14 protein-coding genes and 1 pseudogene are annotated in these 17,890 nt (G+C 65.6%); 10 read left to right on the top strand and 5 right to left on the bottom strand.

The features are described 5' to 3' along the window. The first annotated feature begins 206 nt into the window (after positions 1 to 206). Together GFY24_RS26080 and GFY24_RS26075 are read left to right on the top strand one after the other, a co-directional pair. Complete coding sequence (locus tag GFY24_RS26080; RefSeq protein ID WP_309231339.1) at positions 207 to 1,535, top strand: sensor histidine kinase; 1,329 nt, start codon at positions 207 to 209, stop codon at positions 1,533 to 1,535. After that, on the top strand, positions 1,535 to 2,170 hold the full coding sequence (locus GFY24_RS26075) for a response regulator transcription factor (protein ID WP_309231338.1): 636 nt from the start codon (positions 1,535 to 1,537) through the stop codon (positions 2,168 to 2,170). Before GFY24_RS26080 ends, GFY24_RS26075 begins: the two co-directional genes overlap by 1 nt. Here GFY24_RS26075 and GFY24_RS26070 read toward each other — a convergent pair. Continuing rightward, positions 2,098 to 2,658 (bottom strand): annotated as a pseudogene (locus GFY24_RS26070) (IS5 family transposase); the annotation flags it as partial. The gene GFY24_RS26075 and the pseudogene GFY24_RS26070 sit on opposite strands and share 73 nt — an antisense overlap. A 297-nt stretch (positions 2,659 to 2,955) precedes the next feature. On the opposite strand from GFY24_RS26070, the gene GFY24_RS26065 reads away from it, so the two are divergent. Further along, positions 2,956 to 3,411, top strand: a complete 456-nt coding sequence (locus GFY24_RS26065) for a hypothetical protein (RefSeq protein ID WP_153807728.1) — start codon at positions 2,956 to 2,958, stop codon at positions 3,409 to 3,411. 63 nt (positions 3,412 to 3,474) lie between these two features. On the opposite strand, the gene glpD is transcribed toward GFY24_RS26065, so the two are convergent. Next, positions 3,475 to 5,181: a glycerol-3-phosphate dehydrogenase gene (gene glpD, locus GFY24_RS26060; RefSeq protein ID WP_153807727.1), complete on the bottom strand. Its 1,707-nt coding sequence runs from the start codon at positions 5,179 to 5,181 to the stop codon at positions 3,475 to 3,477. After that, positions 5,171 to 6,694, bottom strand: a complete 1,524-nt coding sequence (gene glpK, locus GFY24_RS26055) for a glycerol kinase GlpK (protein ID WP_153807726.1) — start codon at positions 6,692 to 6,694, stop codon at positions 5,171 to 5,173. The genes glpD and glpK (GFY24_RS26055) overlap by 11 nt, the downstream gene beginning before the upstream one ends. 150 nt (positions 6,695 to 6,844) lie before the next feature. Here glpK (GFY24_RS26055) and GFY24_RS26050 point away from each other — a divergent pair, with 150 nt between their 5' ends. Genes GFY24_RS26050 through GFY24_RS26040 form a run of 3 tightly spaced genes read left to right on the top strand, consistent with a single transcriptional unit; the run spans position 6,845 to position 10,002 of the window. Next, the gene (locus tag GFY24_RS26050; protein WP_153807725.1) at positions 6,845 to 7,609 is read left to right on the top strand and encodes an IclR family transcriptional regulator; all 765 of its coding nucleotides are present in this window, start codon (positions 6,845 to 6,847) and stop codon (positions 7,607 to 7,609) included. A 34-nt stretch (positions 7,610 to 7,643) separates the two neighbouring features. Continuing rightward, complete coding sequence (gene glpK, locus GFY24_RS26045) at positions 7,644 to 9,158, top strand: glycerol kinase GlpK (RefSeq protein WP_153807724.1); 1,515 nt, start codon at positions 7,644 to 7,646, stop codon at positions 9,156 to 9,158. A 10-nt stretch (positions 9,159 to 9,168) separates the two neighbouring features. Then, on the top strand, positions 9,169 to 10,002 hold the full coding sequence (locus GFY24_RS26040; RefSeq protein WP_153807723.1) for a DUF72 domain-containing protein: 834 nt from the start codon (positions 9,169 to 9,171) through the stop codon (positions 10,000 to 10,002). A gap of 63 nt (positions 10,003 to 10,065) precedes the next feature. Here the strand turns inward: GFY24_RS26040 and GFY24_RS26035 are convergent, their stop codons facing one another. Next, positions 10,066 to 11,064, bottom strand: coding sequence for an acyl-ACP desaturase (locus GFY24_RS26035; RefSeq protein WP_309231336.1), 999 nt, complete (start codon positions 11,062 to 11,064; stop codon positions 10,066 to 10,068). Positions 11,065 to 11,370: 306 nt separating this feature from the next. On the opposite strand from GFY24_RS26035, the gene GFY24_RS26030 reads away from it, so the two are divergent. The 3 genes from GFY24_RS26030 to GFY24_RS26020 all read left to right on the top strand — a co-directional run bounded on the left by GFY24_RS26030 (position 11,371) and on the right by GFY24_RS26020 (position 15,642). Next, the gene (locus GFY24_RS26030) at positions 11,371 to 12,615 is read left to right on the top strand and encodes a KasA/KasB family beta-ketoacyl-ACP synthase (protein ID WP_153807722.1); all 1,245 of its coding nucleotides are present in this window, start codon (positions 11,371 to 11,373) and stop codon (positions 12,613 to 12,615) included. A gap of 123 nt (positions 12,616 to 12,738) precedes the next feature. Beyond that, positions 12,739 to 14,631 carry a long-chain-fatty-acid--AMP ligase FadD32 gene (gene fadD32 / locus GFY24_RS26025; RefSeq protein ID WP_309231345.1) on the top strand — a complete coding sequence of 631 codons (1,893 nt, stop codon included), beginning with the start codon at positions 12,739 to 12,741 and terminating at the stop codon, positions 14,629 to 14,631. A gap of 324 nt (positions 14,632 to 14,955) precedes the next feature. Beyond that, positions 14,956 to 15,642 carry a DUF5995 family protein gene (locus tag GFY24_RS26020; protein ID WP_309231335.1) on the top strand — a complete coding sequence of 229 codons (687 nt, stop codon included), beginning with the start codon at positions 14,956 to 14,958 and terminating at the stop codon, positions 15,640 to 15,642. Between the two features lies 1 nt (position 15,643). Here GFY24_RS26020 and GFY24_RS26015 read toward each other — a convergent pair whose 3' ends face one another. Next, the gene (locus tag GFY24_RS26015) at positions 15,644 to 16,960 is read right to left on the bottom strand and encodes a GGDEF domain-containing protein (protein WP_153807720.1); all 1,317 of its coding nucleotides are present in this window, start codon (positions 16,958 to 16,960) and stop codon (positions 15,644 to 15,646) included. 117 nt (positions 16,961 to 17,077) lie between these two features. Here GFY24_RS26015 and GFY24_RS26010 point away from each other — a divergent pair, with 117 nt between their 5' ends. Next, positions 17,078 to 17,884: an SAM-dependent methyltransferase gene (locus GFY24_RS26010; RefSeq protein ID WP_153807719.1), complete on the top strand. Its 807-nt coding sequence runs from the start codon at positions 17,078 to 17,080 to the stop codon at positions 17,882 to 17,884. The last annotated feature ends 6 nt before the right edge of the window (positions 17,885 to 17,890 follow it).

Below are 17,890 nucleotides of genomic sequence, written 5' to 3'. Positions count from 1 at the left end.
ATTGGTTCGGGCCGACCGGCCCGTTCCCCATCAATCCTGCGACCCCGCCGCCCGCCCGCCATCGACGTGCCGGATACCTTCCACGCCCCACCCGGCCGACCCCGGCATCAGCCGATCGGTTGACCCCCGAACCCCCGCACACCAGGCACAATGACACTGTTTGCCCAGACCGCCCGGTTCGCTGATCCGACCAGAGGAGGTGGGAAGTGCCGCAACCCAACCCAACCGACGGCGACTCGCGCCGACTCTCGGCGCCCTCCGGCACTGCCGATTCGCGCGGCGTCGGCCCCGCCACGGACAGCGCGGACTCGGGTCGCGCCGATCTGGACGTTGGCCGCGCCGACCCGCATGGTTTCGGTGGGGGCGCAGAGCACGCCGAATCCCGCCGCCTCGGCCTGGTCATGGACGCGGCCTTCTACGCGCTGCTCGCCGCTTCACTGGCCCGCTTCCTCATCCGCCACTACGACACTCCGCGTACGCCGTGGGTGATCGCCCTTTCGATCCTGCTGGCCGCGCTCTACGCCCTCGACGTGCTGTCGGATCGGGCGGCGCGCAGCGGCGGACGTCCTTGGCGCACAGTCTGGTTGGCGGCGGTGGTCGCGGTATGGGCTGTGCTCGTAGTGCTCGGGCCGAGCTTCGCCTGGTGTGCGGTGCCGCTGCTCTATCTCGCTCTGCGGATTCTGCCGCTGCGGGTGGCCTTGATCCTGGCGGCGCTGCTGACCGGGTTGGTGGTGGTCACGCAGGTGCGGCTGGTCGGGTGGCTGGACCCGAATGTGCTGCTCGCACCGCCTGCCGTCGCGGTGGTCGCCACCGCCGTTTTCGTGTTCATGCAGCGGCAGACCGATCGGCAGGCCGCGCTCATCGATGACCTGATGTGTACTCGTCGGGATCTGGCGAGCACCGAGCGGCGCGAGGGCATGCTGGCCGAGCGGCAACGGTTGTCCATGGAGATTCATGACACGCTGGCGCAGGGGCTTTCGAGTCAGCGCATGCTGTTGCAGGCGGCGGAATTGGTGTGGGCCGAGGATCCGGGGCGAGCGCGCGAGCACGTGCATACCGCGGCCGGGATCGCCGACCGGAATCTGGCCGAAGCGAGGCGCTTCGTACACGATCTCGCTCCGGCCGAACTGGCCGAAAACGGTTCGCTCAGTGCGGCTTTGCGCACGCTGGCCGCGCGCGAGAGCGACGGCGCTCTGACCGTTTGCTTCCAGTTCGATGGTGCACCGACCGACCTGCCGGCCCGCGTGGAATCCACCCTGCTGCGAATCGCCCAGGGCGCGTTGGCGAATGTGCGCGAGCATGCCGACGCGACTTCCGCGACGATCACCCTCACCTATCTCGGTGATCAGGTAGCACTCGATATCGCCGACGACGGTTGTGGTTTCGACCCGCGGCGCCTCACCTCCGGCCCGGAACGCGGCCACGGTCTACCCGCGATGCGCGCCCGCCTCCGACAGTTCGCCGGTGTACTGGCAATCGAATCCGCGCCGGGGGAGGGCACCGTCCTCTCCGCCTCGATCCCCTTGGCGCAGTAGTGACGGATTCCCCTGTGCGCCTCCTGATCTGCGACGACCACGCGGTAGTCCGCGCGGGCCTGCTCGCCCTACTCTCCAGCGCCCCGGGCATCGAGGTGATCGCCGAAGTCGGCACCGGTCGAGAAGCGGTCACACTCGCGGAACGCCTACGCCCGGATGTAGTCCTCATGGACCTGCAACTCGGCGCCGATATGGACGGCGCGGAAGCCACCCGCCAAATCACCGAATTGCCTTCCCCCGCACCACGGGTCCTGGTTCTGACCACCTACGACACCGACGCCGACATCGCCCGTGCCATCGCCGCCGGAGCCACCGGCTACCTATTGAAAGCCGAAAGTGCCGAAGACCTCTTCTCGGCGATCAAAGCTGCCGCCCAAGGCAAAACAGCCCTCTCCCCACCCGTGGCCCACCGGGTAATGGCCCACCTGCGCAACCCACGCCCCACCCTGACCGCCCGCGAAGTGGACATTCTCGCCCAACTCTCCCGGGGCCTGGGCAACCGCGAAATAGCCCGAGCCCTCCACATCAGCGAGGCCACCGTCAAAACCCACCTCGGCCGTATCTACGACAAACTCGCGGTGGATACCCGCGCCGCCGCGGTAGCCGTGGCCAAAGAACAGCGTCTCCTGCCATAGGTTTTGTCTCCCAATAATTTGAGCCATCCGACGATGAGGGTCAGGACGAATCCGGCGCGGTAGGTGATCGCGAGCTTGTCGTAGCGGGTGGCGACCGCGCGCCAGTGTTTGACCTTGTTGAAGGCGCGTTCGATGACGTTGCGGCGCTTGTAGGTCTGTGGGTCGAAGTTCGGTGCCCGCCCGCCCGCGCGTCCCTTGCGTTTGCGGTTGGCGACCTGATCACGCCGTTCCGGGATCACTGCCCGGATCCGTTTGCGCCGCAACAGGGTTCGATTCGATGCCGCGCAATAGGCTCGATCGGCGATCACCACCTCCGGATTACGTCGTGGCGGGCCGCCCTCGAGGCAGGGCACCACGACCGCGTCGAGCAACGGCGGCAGTAGCGGTGAATCGTTGGTTTGTCCGGGTGTGAGCAGCACGGCCAGGCCGTGACCTGCCCCGTCGGCGGCGAGATGAACTTTGGTTGTCAACCCGCCACGAGAACGCCCGAGGGCGTGATCGGCCGGTACATAGCCCGCTCACCGAGTCCGCGGCCGCGCCGGCGGCGTGCTGGTGCGCCCGCACGACCGTCGAATCGATCGAGACCACCCAGTCCAGATCGCCGGTGGTGTCCGCCAACGCGAGCAACGCGGTCGACACCCTGTCCCAGGTGCCGTCGTCGGTGTAGCGGCGGTGTCGTTTCCACACCGTCTGCCACCGGATCGCTCGCAGCGATCACCGATAACAGAGTGTTGGCGGGCGTTTTCTGTCCCATTACGCAAGGCTGGCTGACCCAGATGCTGGTCATGAACCGGTCCAGAACCGAGCAGAGCCTAGGTCAGGGCGAGAAGAACCTGGCGAATCTCACCACGCTTCCCGGGCTGGACACGCTGGGTGAGGAATCCCCGGAAAGTGATGCGACCCGCGCCCGCCGGAACCCACTCGAGGCGCTACAAGAGGTCGTCGATACGTTCATGCCCGGCCACGACAAAGGTGAGGACGATACCGGCCCGGGTGGGCCGGGACACCGCACCATTCGAATAGGCGAACTGTCCGCGCCGGTGATACGTGAAGCCGCACGCAACCGGCAGATGCTGGCGGTCACGGACCGACGTGAGCTGGTCGGTGTCATCGTCCCGGTCAACGACCAGTTCGTTGCTCATGTGGTGGAGCACAACCTGTCCCGCATTCATCGCAGCATCGTCCAAGGTGACCGCGAGTTGCAGTCCGGTGCCGGCCTGCCCGCCCTGGACGATCTCTGACTTTCGACCCGGCAGGCAGGCCCTCTGAGTTGTGTTGTGCGAGTGCACGTTCGAGTTGTTGTCTCAGCTGACGGCGAGGAGGCGGGCGGTGTTGGCGGCTTCGTCGTCGTCGGCTTGGTTGGCGGCGAGTTCGGCGTGGACGCGGTCGTAGTACCGGTTGATTTCGGCGTTGGTGCGGGTGGCGTCCCAGCCGAGGTGGGGGGCGATGAGGCGGGCGATTTCGGGGGCTGCTTGCAGGCCGCGGTCGGGGACTTCGATGGAGATGCGGGTGCGGCGGGTCAGGACGTCGTCGAGGTGCAGGGCGCCTTCGTGGGTGGCGGCGTAGACGGCCTCGGCGGCGATGTAGTCCTGTGCGCCCGAAATCGGTTCGCGCAGTGCGGGTTCCGCGGCAATGAGGTCGAGGATGGCCTCGGTGAGGGAGCCGTAGCGGCCGAGCAGGTGTTGCACGGTTTCCAGGGACAGGGCGGTGCGGGCGGCGATATCGGGGGCGTCGTCGAGCATGTCCTGGTATCCGACCGCACCGAGCAGCGGCAGGTCCGCGGTGACCGAGGCGGGTGCGTCACTGCCCAGGCGCGCGGCGGCGGCGTCGACGACATCGGCGGCCATCACGCGGTAGGTGGTGTACTTACCGCCGGCGATGACGAAGAGCCCGGGCGCGGGTTCGGCGACCGCGTGCTCACGCGAGAGCTTCGAGGTCTCCTTGGACGCGCCGGTCATGAGTGGGCGCAGTCCCGCATAGGTGCCGACGATATCTGCGCGCGTAAGCGGTTCGCGCAGTAGCGAATTGACGTGATCGAGGATGTACTGCACGTCCGCGGCGCTGGCGGTCGGATGGTTCTTGTCCAGTGACCAGTCGGTGTCGGTGGTACCGACGATCCAGTGCTCCGCCCACGGAATCACGAACAGCACGGACTTCTCGGTGCGCATGATCAGCCCGGTGCTCATATTCAGTCGCTCGCGCGGCACCATGATGTGCACGCCCTTGGACATGCGCACATGGAACGGGAATTCGACCCCGGTCATCTTGATCATGTCGTCGGTCCACACCCCGGTCGCGCTGATCACCGTGCGCGCCCGAATCGTATGTGCCAGACCGGTTTCCAGATCTGTGACCTGCGCGCCCACGACCTGCTCGCCATCGCGCAGCAGTCCTGTGACCTTGGTTCGGGTGAGCACGGTCGCGCCGTGCCGCGCGGCGGTGCGCGCCAGCATCATGGTGTGCCGGGCGTCATCGACCTGCGCGTCGTAATACTTGATGGCCCCGGTCATGGCGTCATCCTTGAGCGCGGGCGCCAATTCCAGTGCGCCACTGCGGGTCAGGTGCCGGTGCATGGGTACCGCGCGCGCTCCACCGAGCGTGTCGTACAGCGCCACGCCCGCACCGATGTAGGCGCGTTCCCACACTCGATGCTGCAGCGGGAACAGGAACGGCACCGGGTGCACCAGATGCGGTGCCAGCTTGTTCAGCAGCAGCCCGCGTTCCTTCAAAGCCTCACGCACCAAAGCGAAGTCGAGCTGTTCGAGGTATCGCAGCCCGCCGTGAATGAGCTTGGACGACCGGCTCGAGGTGCCCGCGGCGAAGTCGCGCGCCTCCACCAAGGTGACGGACAGTCCACGCGAGGCGGCGTCGAGGGCAGCGCCCGCGCCGGTCACGCCGCCACCGATGACGAGGACGTCGATCTCGGTGTCGCCGAGCGCATCGATGGCCCGGGTGCGGTAGGCGGGATCCAGTTGTGCGGACACGAAATTCTCCTTGTTGTCAGTCGTCATCGATATCGACCCAGTCCAGGGTTCGCGACACAGCTTTGAGCCAGCGGGCATACCCGCGCTCGCGCTGCTCCTGGCTCCAGGTCGGCTGCCAGCGTTTGTCCTCGTGCCAGTTGGCGACGAGTTCATCTGTGTTGTTCCAGAATCCGACGGCCAGGCCCGCGGCGTACGCGGCCCCGAGCGCGGTGGTCTCGGCCACCATCGGCCGCGATACCGGCACACCCAGGAAGTCGGCCTGAATCTGCATGGCCAGTTCATTGGCGGTGACTCCACCGTCCACGCGCAGGGTTTCGAGCTGCACCCCGGAATCGCGCTGCATGGCCTCGACCACATCGCGGGTCTGGTAGCAGATGGATTCCAGTGTGGCCCTGGCCAAGTGGGCGTTATTGCTGTAGCGGGACAGTCCCACGATCGCCCCGCGCGCATCCGGCCGCCAGTACGGCGCGAACAATCCGGAGAACGCGGGTACGAAGTACACGCCGCCGGTATCGGTGACTTGCCCTGCGAGCGTTTCCATCTGGGACGCACCGGAGATGATGCCGAGCTGATCCCGCAGCCACTGTACGGCCGATCCGGTGACCGCGATCGACCCTTCGAGCGCGTACACCGGCTTCTCGTCGCCGAACTGGTAAGCGACGGTGGTCAACAGTCCGTGCTGGGAGTGCACAATATCGGTACCGGTATTCAGCATCAGGAAATTCCCTGTGCCGTAAGTGTTTTTGGCCTCACCGGGCCGGAAACACACCTGTCCGACGGTGGCGGCCTGCTGATCGCCGAGCACACCGGCGATGGTGACCGCGCCCTTGAACGGTCCGTCCGGATTGGTGCTGCCGAACCCCGCCGGATTCGATGACGGCGCGATGGCCGGCAGCATGGCGCGCGGAATCCCGAAGATCCGCAACAGTTCCGGATCCCAGTCCAGGGTTTCCAGGTCCATCAGCATGGTGCGTGAGGCATTGGTCGGATCGGTGCTGTGCACGCCGCCGCGTACCCCGCCGGTGAGATTCCAGATCAGCCAGGAGTCGGGGGTGCCGAAGAGTGCGTTGCCCTGTTCGGCGTCTTCCCGTACGCCCGGAACATTGTCCAGAATCCACTTCAGCTTGCCGCCGGAGAAGTACGGTGTGGGCGGCAGTCCGGCCTTGCGCCGAATGAATTCGCCGTGCCCGGCCTTCTCCAATTCGGCGATGATGCGGTCGGTGCGGGTGTCCTGCCAGACGATGGCGTTGTAGTACGGACGTCCGGTGCGGCGATTCCACACGATGGTGGTTTCGCGCTGATTGGTGACGCCGACGGCGGTGAGATCGCTCGCGGTGAGGCCGGCTCCCGCGAGGGCGCTCTTGATGACGGTGCGGGTGCGCTCCCAGATCTCGTCCGGATTGTGCTCCACCCAGCCGGCCTGCGGCATGATCTGCTCATGCTCGAGTTGATGGCGGGCAACGACATTGCCGCCATGATCGAACACCATGAATCGCGTGGAGGTCGTGCCCTGATCGATGGCTCCGACGTACTGCGTCATCGAGGTCCTTTCCGGATGCTCATCATTGAGTCCGTCTGTCCTGGTGAGCGCGGTCGCCCCCGGGCCCGACGACCACGCTACGAAGTGGCGGGTCGCACCGACAGGTCGGACGTTCGACAATGCCGAACGGTTCGCTGGTAGGTTACGGATATGCCCGGCCCGATTCAGTCGATCGAGCGCGCAGCGGCCATGCTGCGCCTGCTCGCCCGCGGCTCCGGGCGCATGGGCGTCGGGGAGATCGCCGCGGCATTGGGCCTGGCCAAACCGACCGCGCACGGAATTCTGAAAACCCTGCAGGGCGTCGGCTTCGTGGAGCAGGACCCGGCCACCGGCAAATATCAACTCGGCTCCGCGCTGGGCGAATTGGGCGCGGGCTACCTGGATGCCAATGAGTTGCGGTCCCGTGCCATCAACCGCGCCGACGCACTGGCGGCCCGCAGCGGCGAATCGGTGCGGATTGCCACCCGAGTGGACGGTGCGGTGAAAGTCGTGCACCACGTCTTCCGCCCCGACAACACCTCCCAGGCCCTGGAGGTCGGCGAAGTCCTCCCGCCCTACGCGACCGCCCTCGGAAAAGTGTTGCTGGCCTACGACTCCGAGCTGGCGGCAACGGTGAAAGACGGCGACCTACCCGCCCTCACCCACCGCACCATCGTCGACCGCCCGGCACTGGGCCGCGCCCTGACCGAAGTACGCCGCACCGGCTGGGCGGGCGAGATAGGGGAGTACCGCTCCACCGAAGCCGGTATCGCCGCCCCCATCCGCTCTCGCGGCGGCCTGGTCGTCGGCGCGCTCGGCATTACCGGCCCCGTCGACCACCTCTGCGACGGCCAACTCCACTTCCGCCCGGCACTCATCGGCCAAGTGCGCGATGCGGCCCAAGCCGTCTCGCGCGACCTCGGCGGTGCACAATGACCCCACCCCGGGATGACGGAGGGTGGGGTCGCGGATGACGCAGCGTTATGTTCTGGCGATCGATCAGGGCACTACCTCGACTCGCTGCATGCTGTTCGATCAGCGGGCGCGGCTGGCGGGGGTGGCGCAGCGGGAGCATCGGCAGCACTATCCGCGGCCCGGGTGGGTAGAGCAGGACGCATTGGAGATCTGGCGCACGGTGGAGCGGATTGTGCCTGCGGCACTGCGCGATTCGGGGATTACCGTCGAGCAGGTGGCGGCCGTCGGGATCGCGAATCAGCGCGAGACCACCGTGGTGTGGGATCGCGGTACCGGCACACCGATCGGGCGCGCGATCGTATGGCAGGACGTGCGCTCCGAGGAGCTGGTCGCGCGATTGCGGGAAGCCCCTGGGGCGGAACGGATTCGGGAACTCTGCGGGCTGCCCCTGGAAACCTACTTCGCCGCGCCGAGGCTGCGCTGGATGCTCGATACCGTGCCGGGCCTGCGGGCGCGCGCCGAACGCGGTGAGGTGTTGTTCGGCACCATGGAGACCTGGCTGATCTGGAATCTCACCGGCGGTGCGGATCACGGCGTGCACGTCACCGATGTGACCAATGCCGGGCGCACCCTGCTGATGAACCTGTCCACCCTGGCCTGGGATGACGAGCTGCTGCGCTTCTTCGATATCCCGAAGGCCATGCTGCCGCGTATCGAACCCTCCACCGGTGATTTCGGGGTGGCTCGGCGCGTGCTTCCGGGGGTACGAATTGCCGCTGCCCTCGGCGACCAGCACGCGGCCCTGTTCGGCCAAACCTGTTTCGCGCCCGGTGAGACCGAATGCACCTACGGCACAGGCGGATTCCTGCTCATGAACACCGGCCGCGAACTGGTGCGATCCCAGCACGGCCTGCTCACCACCATCGGCTATCAGATCGGCCCGGACCCGGTGTACGCGCTCGAGGGCCCGATCGCGGTGACAGGCGCTCTGGTCCAGTGGCTGCGCGACAATATCGGCCTCATCGCCAGTGCCCCGGAGATCGAAACCCTCGCGGGCACAGTCGAAGACAATGGCGGTTGCTATCTGGTGCCCGCGTTCTCCGGCCTGTACTCCCCGCATTGGCGCAGTGACGCACGCGGTCTGCTCATCGGGCTCACGTCGTATATCACCAAGGGGCACATAGCCCGAGCGGTGCTGGAGGCCACGGCCTGGCAGACCCGTGATGTCGTCGAAGCCATGAACGCCGATGCCGGACTGCGCGCCGATTCGCTGCGCGTGGCCGGCGGCATGACCTCGGACAACCTGCTCATGCAGATCGTCGCCGATGTGCTCGACATACCGGTCATGCGCCCGATCGTGTCGGAGACGGTATCGCTCGGCGCGGCCTATGCGGCGGGTCTGGCGGTCGGTTACTGGCCGGATCTCGAAGGGCTGCGGCACAACTGGCGGGTCGCGGCGCAGTGGGTCCCGCGCATGGACCCGGCCCTGCGCGCGGCGGAGTATGACAACTGGCAGCGAGCCGTACAGCTTACTTTCGGTTGGCTGCGCCCCGGGAAGCCCTTGACCTAACGTGGCAGATATGCGGTTGTACGTGGGATGCGCGATGTGGACACACCCGGAATGGCAGGAACGCCCACTTCCTCCGACGGAGCGGCTGCGCACCTACGCCTCCTGGTGCAATGCCGTCGAGGGCAACACCACCTTCTACGCCACCCCGCAGCGCCGCACCGTCGAATCCTGGTCCCGCCAAACCGATCCCGATTTCCGCTTCGTAATCAAGCTGCCCCGCACCGTCACCCATGAACGCCGTCTCGCCGGCATCGACAATGAGATGAACACCTTCCTGGATGCCGTCGAACCTCTCGGTCGCCGCCTGCACGCCCTCTGGATCCAACTCCCCGGCTCCTTCACCGACCTGGCGGCCCTGTCCGATCTCCTGGAAGGTCTGCCACCGCATTACCGGACAGCGGTCGAGGTGCGCCATCCGGCATTCTTCGAAAACCCCAGAGCCATAGCCCAATTGGAATCCATCCTGGAGGCCGCGGGCGCGGAGTGGATCCCCTTCGACACCACCACCCTCTTCGCCGCCGGCCCCATCTCCGCCGCCGAACGCGAAGCGCAATCCAAGAAGCCGCGAGTTCCCCGCCGCACCAAGGCTCTGACCGAATTCCCCATAGTTCGCTATCACGGCCGAGACGATGCGGACGCCACCGTCGCGGGCTGGCAACCCTGGGTGGAACAGACTGTCGCCTGGCTCCGAGAAGGCCGCTCACCGACGATCTTCATTCACACCCCCGACAACGCCTCGTCCCGCACCCTGTCGCGCCGCTTCCACGCCGAAGTCCGCACGCAGGTACCCGAATTGGACCCGCTGCCCGATCCGATCCCCACCGATCCGATGACGTTGTTCTGAGCCCCGTAGCGCCGAAAGCGCTGCACCGGAACGTAATCCAGTGCAGCGCCGAACCGTGGGTCGCTACCCGATCAGCAGCGCCTTCTTCTCCGTGCGCTCGGCCTCGCGGGCCAGTGAACGGTCCCGCTGCTCTTCGAACTTCACGACGTCCACGCGGAGCTTGTCCAGGAAATCGCCCAGCTCATTGCGGAGTCGGTCGCCATATGTGCCGAAGTCGGTGCGCTCGAAGATATTCCACTTCTTGAGCACCGGCATGAGCACTTCCTCCAGGTGCTGGCGGAGGTCGTAGATGCCGTGTTTGGCCATGAGCACGCCATTGCGGCGGAAGTTGGGCATTCCGGCTCCCGGCATCTGGAACTCGCGGATCATGTACGTGATCGCCTCCATGGCCTGATCGGGCGAGAGGTCCAGGGCCGCCGCGCACAGATTCCGGTAGAAGATCATGTGCAGATTCTCGTCTGCCGCGATCCGCTGCAGCATCTTGTCCGCGATGGGGTCATTGCACACTTTGCCGGTATTGCGATGCGAAACGCGGGTCGCCAATTCCTGAAAGGTCACATAAGCGACAGAAACCATGAATCCGGCAGACGCGGGAATCGCATTGGTGCCCATGCGCTTGCGTGCGAGTTGGGTCGGGTTGTACCCGTTGGTCATGTGGATCATTCGCGCCTGCTCCAGTGCCACCGGATCGACGCCACGCGTCACCACCAGGTAGTCCCGCAGCAGGATGCCGTGTCGGTTCTCCTCCGCGGTCCAGCGCCCAACCCAGGTGCCCCAGGGGCCGTCCTGGGAGAAGTTCTCGGAGATCTCCCGGTGATAGCTGGGCAGATTGTCCTCTGTGAGCAGATTGGTGATCATGGCCGCCTTGGCGACCTCGCTGAGTTGGGACTGTTCCGGATCCCAATCGGCCCCACCCATAGCTGCGAAGTTGCGACCGGCATCCCACGGCACATAGTCGTGCGGATGCCAGTCCTTGGCCATGGATAGATGCCTATTCACATTCGCCTCGGCAATCGGCTCCAGCTCGATCAGCAACTCGAGCTGCGTGAGATTCCTGGCCACGGTCGTGTGCCTCCCTCGAAATGGCTATACGCTGCGGAATGATGCAGAGTCAAGCGCTGAAGATCCGGCGATCACCGCCGCCGCGGGGACGGGGCCACCGGGAAGAGTTCCGGGGATATCCGCGTGTCGGTCAACAAGACTGGTCGGCTTCGCCTCGGATAATCTAGCTCAGTTCGCCGGAGATTGGCTTCATCCCCCGCCGATGTGTTCAACGGCCGGGGCGTTCGCTAGTTGCATACCAGTCCTTGCCAGCCCACGCGGATCGAAACTGGTTCGCCGGAGCATTGCTATGGAGAGTGAACGATCATGCAGACGCCCAAACGAAGGAAGTTTCCGAATGTAGTGGTCACCGCCCTGGCGGCTACCACCTCGATTGCGGGGGATGTCGATTCGACCTGGAAGGGACTACTGAACGGCGAGAGCGGAATCGATGTTCTCGAGGACAGTTTCCTCGACGACTTCGGTCTCCCGGTCCGCATCGGCGGCCACCTCAAGGTGACCCCGACCTCCGTGCTCTCACGCGACGAATGCCGGTGCACCTCCTACGTCGAGCAGATGGCTCTCGTGCTGGGCCGTGAGGTCTGGCGCAATGCGGGCGATCCGAAGGTGGACGGCGATCGCCTCGGCGTCTCCATCGGCACCGGTCTGGGCGGTGCGGAGATGCTCATCATCGCTCGCGACAAGATGTCCAGCGGCGGCTATCGCAAGGTCTCGCCGCTGACCGTGCAGACCATCATGCCGAATGGCCCGGCGGCGGTGGTGAGTGTGGAGTTGGGCGCGAGGGCAGGTGTGTCAACGCCTGTTTCGGCTTGTTCGTCCGGTTCCGAGGCGATTGCCAACGCCTGGCAGAGAATCGTCATGGGCGATGCCGACATGATGATCACCGGCGGTGTGGAGGGTTCCATCCAGGCCCTGCCCATCGCGGGCTTCTCCATGATGCGCGCCATGAGCACTCGCAATCACGATCCCAAGGCGGCCTCGCGCCCCTTCGACCGTGATCGCGACGGTTTCGTCTTCGGTGAGGCGGGCGCGCTCATGGTCATCGAGACCGAGGAGCACGCGGTGGCGCGCGGCGCGAGGATCCACGCGCGAATCATGGGCGCGGGCATCACATCCGACGGATTCCACCTTGTCGCACCGGATCCCGAGGGCACCGGCGCGGCCCGTGCCATGGCGCGCGCCATGGAACACGCCGGAATCTCCAAATCCGATGTCTCCCATATCAATGCGCACGCCACCGCCACTCCGATCGGTGATACGGCGGAGGCGAATGCCATCTACCAGGCGGTTGGCAACCATGCGGCTGTCTATGCGCCGAAGTCCGCTTTGGGGCATTCCATCGGTGCCGTCGGTGCGCTGGAATCGGTCCTGACCGTGCTCAGTGTGCGTGACGGAATCATCCCGCCCACCTTGAATTTGGACAATCTGGACCCCGAAATCGACCTTGACGTGGTGTGCGGCTCGGCGCGCAGCGGCAACTACGACTACGCACTGAACAACTCGTTCGGTTTCGGCGGTCACAACGTAGCCCTGGCCTTCGGCCGGTACTGAGTGACGAGGAAGTACGGCACCTGCTAATCTTCCCCAGCCCCCAGCTACTTCCCGGGCTTCGTGTCGATTCTTGTTCGGTGTCACTGGCAGTCATTTCTGTGAGTTGAAGAAGGATAGGGAATGATCGGCGAGACCTTTGATGACTATCTGGACGAACGCGGCAATATCAAGATGCCCGACAACCAGACAATGATCGACTTGGTCGACAAGCACTCTGCGGCGCAAGGGGATGAGCTCGCCTACCGCTATGTCGACTACTCCCGCGAACGTGACGGCGAGTACTTCGAGTTGACCTGGAACGAATTCGGTGTCCGGTTGCGCGCGGTGGCGGCCCGACTGCAGCAGGTGACGCAGCCCAAGGATCGGGTCGCCATCCTCGCACCGCAGGGACTCGACTACATCGTCGCCATGTACGCGGCGGTCTATGCCGGCTGTATCGCTGTGCCACTGTTCGATCCGGACGAGCAGGGCCACTCCGACCGCCTACACGCGGTGCTCGACGACTGTGCGCCTGCGGCCATTCTGACCGTCGGTGCCTCCGCTCCCGGTGTGCGCGAGATCTTCCGGGATCTGCCCGCGCCGAAGCGGCCGCGAATCATTGCGGTGGAGGCGATTCCGGACAGTGTGGGCACGGCCTGGGTGCGCCCGGATATCAATATCGACAGCGTCGCCTACCTGCAGTACACCTCGGGCTCCACCCGCACTCCGGCGGGCGTGGAGATCACCCACCGGGCGGTCGGCACCAACCTGCTGCAGGTGATCACCACCATCGGTATCACCGAGAAGGCGCGTGGGGTCACCTGGCTGCCGCTGTTCCACGATATGGGCCTGTTGACGGTCATCCTGCCCACGATCGGCGGCAAGTTCATCACCATCATGTCGCCGAGTGCCTTCGTGCGGCGGCCGTACCGCTGGATCAAGGAGCTCGCGGCACAGGAGGACGGTGCCGAGATCTTCGCCGCCGCACCGAATTTCGCCTTCGAGCACGCGGCGGTGCGCGGTCTGCCCAAGCCGGGCGAGGAATTGGATCTGTCCAATGTGATCGGCCTGATCAACGGTAGTGAGCCGGTGTCGGTGACGTCGATGAAGAAGTTCAACGACGCGTTCGAGCCGTACGGCCTGCCCAAGACCGCGATCAAACCCTGCTACGGCATGGCGGAGGCGACCCTGTTCGTCTCGGCGACCCGGCGCGAGGATGAGGCTCGGGTGGTTTACGTGGACCGCACCGATCTCAATGCCGGGCGGATGACCGAGGTCAGCCCGGACTCGGAAAACGCTGTCTCTCAAGTGTCCTGCGGTTATGTGGCGCTCTCGCAGTGGGCGGTCATCGTCGATCCGGAGACAGGTACGGAGAAGCCGGAGGGTGCGGTCGGCGAGATCTGGCTGCACGGCAAGAATATGGGAATCGGCTACTGGGGTCGTCCCGAGGAGTCCGACGCCACTTTCCGCAATCGGCTGAAAACTCGTCTGTCGCAAGGTAGTCACGCCGAGGGCACGGCGGATGACGCGGATTGGATGCGCACCGGCGACTTCGGCGCGTACCTCGACGGCGAGCTCTACATCACCGGCCGCGTCAAGGATTTGGTGATCGTGGACGGGCGTAATCACTATCCGCAGGATTTGGAGTATTCCGCACAGGAGTCCAGCACCGCACTTCGTCCGGGATTCGTTGCGGCCTTCTCGGTTTCGGCGAATCAGATGCCGGTCGAGGCGGCCACGCGCAATGGTGCGGTGCTCACCCCGGACCCGGGTAACAACGCCGAACAATTGGTGATAGTGGCCGAACGCGGTACGGGCGCAGCGAAACTCGATCCGGAGCCGATCGCCGAATCGGTGCGCACGGCGATTGCCAAGCGCCACGGCGTGACGGTCCGCGATCTGCTGCTGGTGCCCGCGGGCTCCATTCCGCGCACGTCGAGCGGCAAGATCGCGCGCCGGGCCTGTAAGACCGCATATGTGGAGGGCACGCTGCGCGGTGGTTACCGCCAGCAGGCGTTCCCGGATCAAGCGGAGTAGTCCGCGCTCTGCGAAGAACGGCCCGCGTGCATTGCGCGCGGGCCGTTCTCGTGCAAAGGGGGCTTGGCGCGCGGGCGCGTAGTAGGTGCGAAGTGAGACCGGTCCGTACACTTTCTCGGCGTGTGGAAATCCGCCCGAATCGGGCTTCTATTCGCGACAACCGCTGCCGTGGTGGCGTTTTCCGGAATGCCGGCGGCCGGGGCAACAGAGGTGGCCTCGGCATTCTGCGGGACACCACTCTCCGCGGATGAAATTACGACAATCGGCAATCTATCGGACACTTCGGACTTAACCGGGGATACCTTGCAGCGGTTGGAAACCGCCGTGCAACGCAACCACCGGATCACCGAGATCCTGGTCGCGCACCGGGACCGCCGGGGGCTCTTCGGCATCGGCCTGGACGGGGTCGAGGAGGTCGCCGTCATGCCGCTGCAGGAGGATCCGACCGCCTTCCAGGACCGCGAATACGCGCACACGATCAGCCTCGAGCTACTGAGCCGCTATCTGAATAATCTGCATGCCGAATTCACCGGCGGTGCGGTCGAATGGCATTGGGTGCGTTACTTCGCGCAGGTGGCGCGGTGCGAGCTCTCCGGCGCGCGGGTGGCCATGACGGGTTACAACGCGCACCTGGCGGTCGACCTCGCCTACTCGATCACCGCGATCGGCACCCGGCCCGACAATGCTCCCGACTACTTCAAGATCGTGGCCGCCATCGCGGGCGCGGGCGATGTCATCGTCGACCGCACGAAACAGGTCTACAACTCCGACCTCGGCCCACTCTGGCGCTTCTACTTCATCGGCGAGGGCCTGGACCTGTTGGCAGGCAAGGGCGTAGCCACCAAGCCGCTGCTGGTTCTGGCCGACCTCGGCGCGAATGTGGTCATCTTCGGAAACGGCCTGGCCCTGGAGGATCCGGCCCTGCACGATGTCACCGCGCTGGAGATCCACACCCTCTCCGACGCCGCGGACGTGGCCTTCGAAGTCCTGGCCGACATCCACGCGCTCTGACTCAGCCTGCGGCAGTGTCGGTTCGGCGGCGCTCGCCCGCGGCCTTGGCCCAGTACATCGAATAGTCGGCCGCCTGCAGCAGGTCGTCCGCGGTGGTGTGCGCCGCGTACTCCTCGGCGATGCCGACGCTGGCTGTCACGGTGAGGCGATGCCCGTGCACCTCGAACGGATGGGTGAAGGCGCGGCGGACGCAGCGGGCGATATCGTCCACGTCGGCGGTGGAATTCGGGACCAGGACCACGAATTCGTCACCGCCTATGCGGGCCACGAGTTGGCCGAAGCCGTCGGCGCAGGAGTTGAGCCGGGCGGCGGCCTGCACCAGGAGTTCATCGCCGACGGCGTGGCCGAAGGTGTCGTTGACGACCTTGAAATGGTCGAGGTCGACGTAGCAGAGACCGATTCGGCTGTCCGGATCAGTGAAGGCGGCGGTGAGCGCGTCGAAGAAGCGGGTGCGATTGGCCAGCCCGGTCAGTTGATCGTGGTGGGCGCGGTAGTGCAGTCGTTCGCGCAGCGCGCGCCGTTCGGAGATGTCCTCCACCAGGATCAAGGTGTAGCGCGGGTCGCCGCGATCATCGCGAATGAGCGAGACATTGATATTGGTCCATACCGTGCGCCCGTCGCGATGCGGATAAGCCTTCTCCAGCTGTACGTTCTCGACATCCCCGCGCAGCACCGAGGCGTACAGCGGCCACATGCCCGGATCATCGTCCGGATGGTCGAGATCGGTGACCTCGAGGGCACACATCTCGGCGGGGGAGTAGCCGAGCATATGGGCGAAGGCGGCGTTCACTTCGATTATGCGCCCGGTCATATCGGACAATCCGGTCCCGATTCCGGCCTGTGCGAAGACCGCCCGGAACCGCGCCTCGCTGGCCCGCAACTGCTCTCGCATATGTAATCGGGCAGTCATCTCGGCGGCCCGCACACTCTCCTGCTCGGCCAGCAGCCATTGTCGGAAGGCGCGCACATACCCGGTTGTGAAGGCCCCCAGCAACTCCGCGGCACGCGCCGCCGGAATCGCGTCCGCCCGCGCGAAGTGCGCATCGAGTACCGAGATACTGCGGCCCAGCACCTCATCCCCGACGAAGTGCGCCCGCGCCAGTTCCGCACCGAGTTCGGCCACCATTTCGGCCGATTCGCCGGTGCGCGCGGCGGTATCGATCCGCCGCGCCAGCCACGCGAGCAGAGCTATGGCCTCATCGCGGCTCATGGGCACGACGTGATCGCGGGCTCCGCTGCCGAGCGCGGCTACCCACTCTTCGATCAACTCGGCGTGCGGGCCACCCTGCTCCGGCCCACCCCCGGGATCCGACGCCATGGGTGTCGATGGTAGCCCGACCGGTCGGTGCCCGCGAACCCCGGCCTCCCGGCCGAAGGTGGGATACCATTGCGGCGCTTCACGATTGGTAGCAGGGGCGAGAGGGGCTGTGGATCGATGACCAGACCGAGTTGGGCACCCGAGGGCATCGATTTGGATCGCCCGAGCGCGTCACGCGTGTACGACTACTTCGTCGGTGGGATGCATAATTTCGAGATCGATCGCGAGCTCGCGCAGATGATCGAGAAGTTCACCCCGAATGTCGCGGAGACCATGCGCGCCAATCGCGATCTGCTGCGCCGCTGTGTGCGTTTCCTGACCGACGCGGGTATCGATCAATTCCTGGACCTGGGCTCGGGCATCCCCACCGTGGGCAATGTGCACGAGGTGGCGCAGGCTCGAAACCCCGAAGCGCGTGTGGTTTACGTGGATATCGATCCGGTGGCGGTGGCGCACAGCCAGGCCATCCTGGACGGCAATCCGCTCGCGACGATTATTCACGCCGATATGGCGCAACCGGATTCGATTCTTCAGGATCCGGAAGTGCTGCAGCTGTTGGACTTCGATCGTCCGATCGCCGTATTGCTGTTGGGCGTACTGCATTTCGTGCCGGATGATGCCGATCCGGCGGGCGCGGTGGCCAAACTGCTTCGGGTATGCGCACCCGGTAGCTATGTGGCCATCACCCATGCCACCGCCGACGGTCAGCCCGCGGAAGTGCTGGAGGCGCAGAAGCTTTCGGGCCGCACCTCCACCGAGATCGTGCTGCGCGGACACGATGAGATCGCCACCTACTTCCGCGACTGGACACTGCTGGAGCCCGGCCTGGTGCAACTGCCGCTGTGGCGGCCGGACAACCCGGACGAGGTCGTCGAGCAGCCGGAGCGCTCGGGCGCGTACGGCGGTCTCGCGCGCAAGGACTAGGGCGCG

Source organism: Nocardia sp. SYP-A9097 (genome assembly GCF_009649815.1).
Classification (GTDB): Bacteria; Actinomycetota; Actinomycetes; order Mycobacteriales; family Mycobacteriaceae; genus Nocardia.
Note: the sequence above shows the minus strand (reverse complement) of the source record. Positions and strands in the feature narration are given on the sequence as shown.

What these genes read in the sequence shown, in the direction of transcription:
- glpK (WP_153807724.1), top strand. Translation starts at nt 7,644, where the DNA reads ATGACGCAGCGTTATGTTCTGGCGATCGATCAGGGCACTACCTCGACT.
- GFY24_RS26050 (WP_153807725.1), top strand. Translation starts at nt 6,845, where the DNA reads ATGCCCGGCCCGATTCAGTCGATCGAGCGCGCAGCGGCCATGCTGCGC.
- glpD (WP_153807727.1), bottom strand. Translation starts at nt 5,181, where the DNA reads ATGACGACTGACAACAAGGAGAATTTCGTGTCCGCACAACTGGATCCC.
- GFY24_RS26040 (WP_153807723.1), top strand. Translation starts at nt 9,169, where the DNA reads ATGCGGTTGTACGTGGGATGCGCGATGTGGACACACCCGGAATGGCAG.
- GFY24_RS26030 (WP_153807722.1), top strand. Translation starts at nt 11,371, where the DNA reads ATGCAGACGCCCAAACGAAGGAAGTTTCCGAATGTAGTGGTCACCGCC.
- glpK (WP_153807726.1), bottom strand. Translation starts at nt 6,694, where the DNA reads ATGACGCAGTACGTCGGAGCCATCGATCAGGGCACGACCTCCACGCGA.
- GFY24_RS26010 (WP_153807719.1), top strand. Translation starts at nt 17,078, where the DNA reads ATGACCAGACCGAGTTGGGCACCCGAGGGCATCGATTTGGATCGCCCG.
- GFY24_RS26015 (WP_153807720.1), bottom strand. Translation starts at nt 16,960, where the DNA reads ATGGCGTCGGATCCCGGGGGTGGGCCGGAGCAGGGTGGCCCGCACGCC.
- GFY24_RS26065 (WP_153807728.1), top strand. Translation starts at nt 2,956, where the DNA reads ATGAACCGGTCCAGAACCGAGCAGAGCCTAGGTCAGGGCGAGAAGAAC.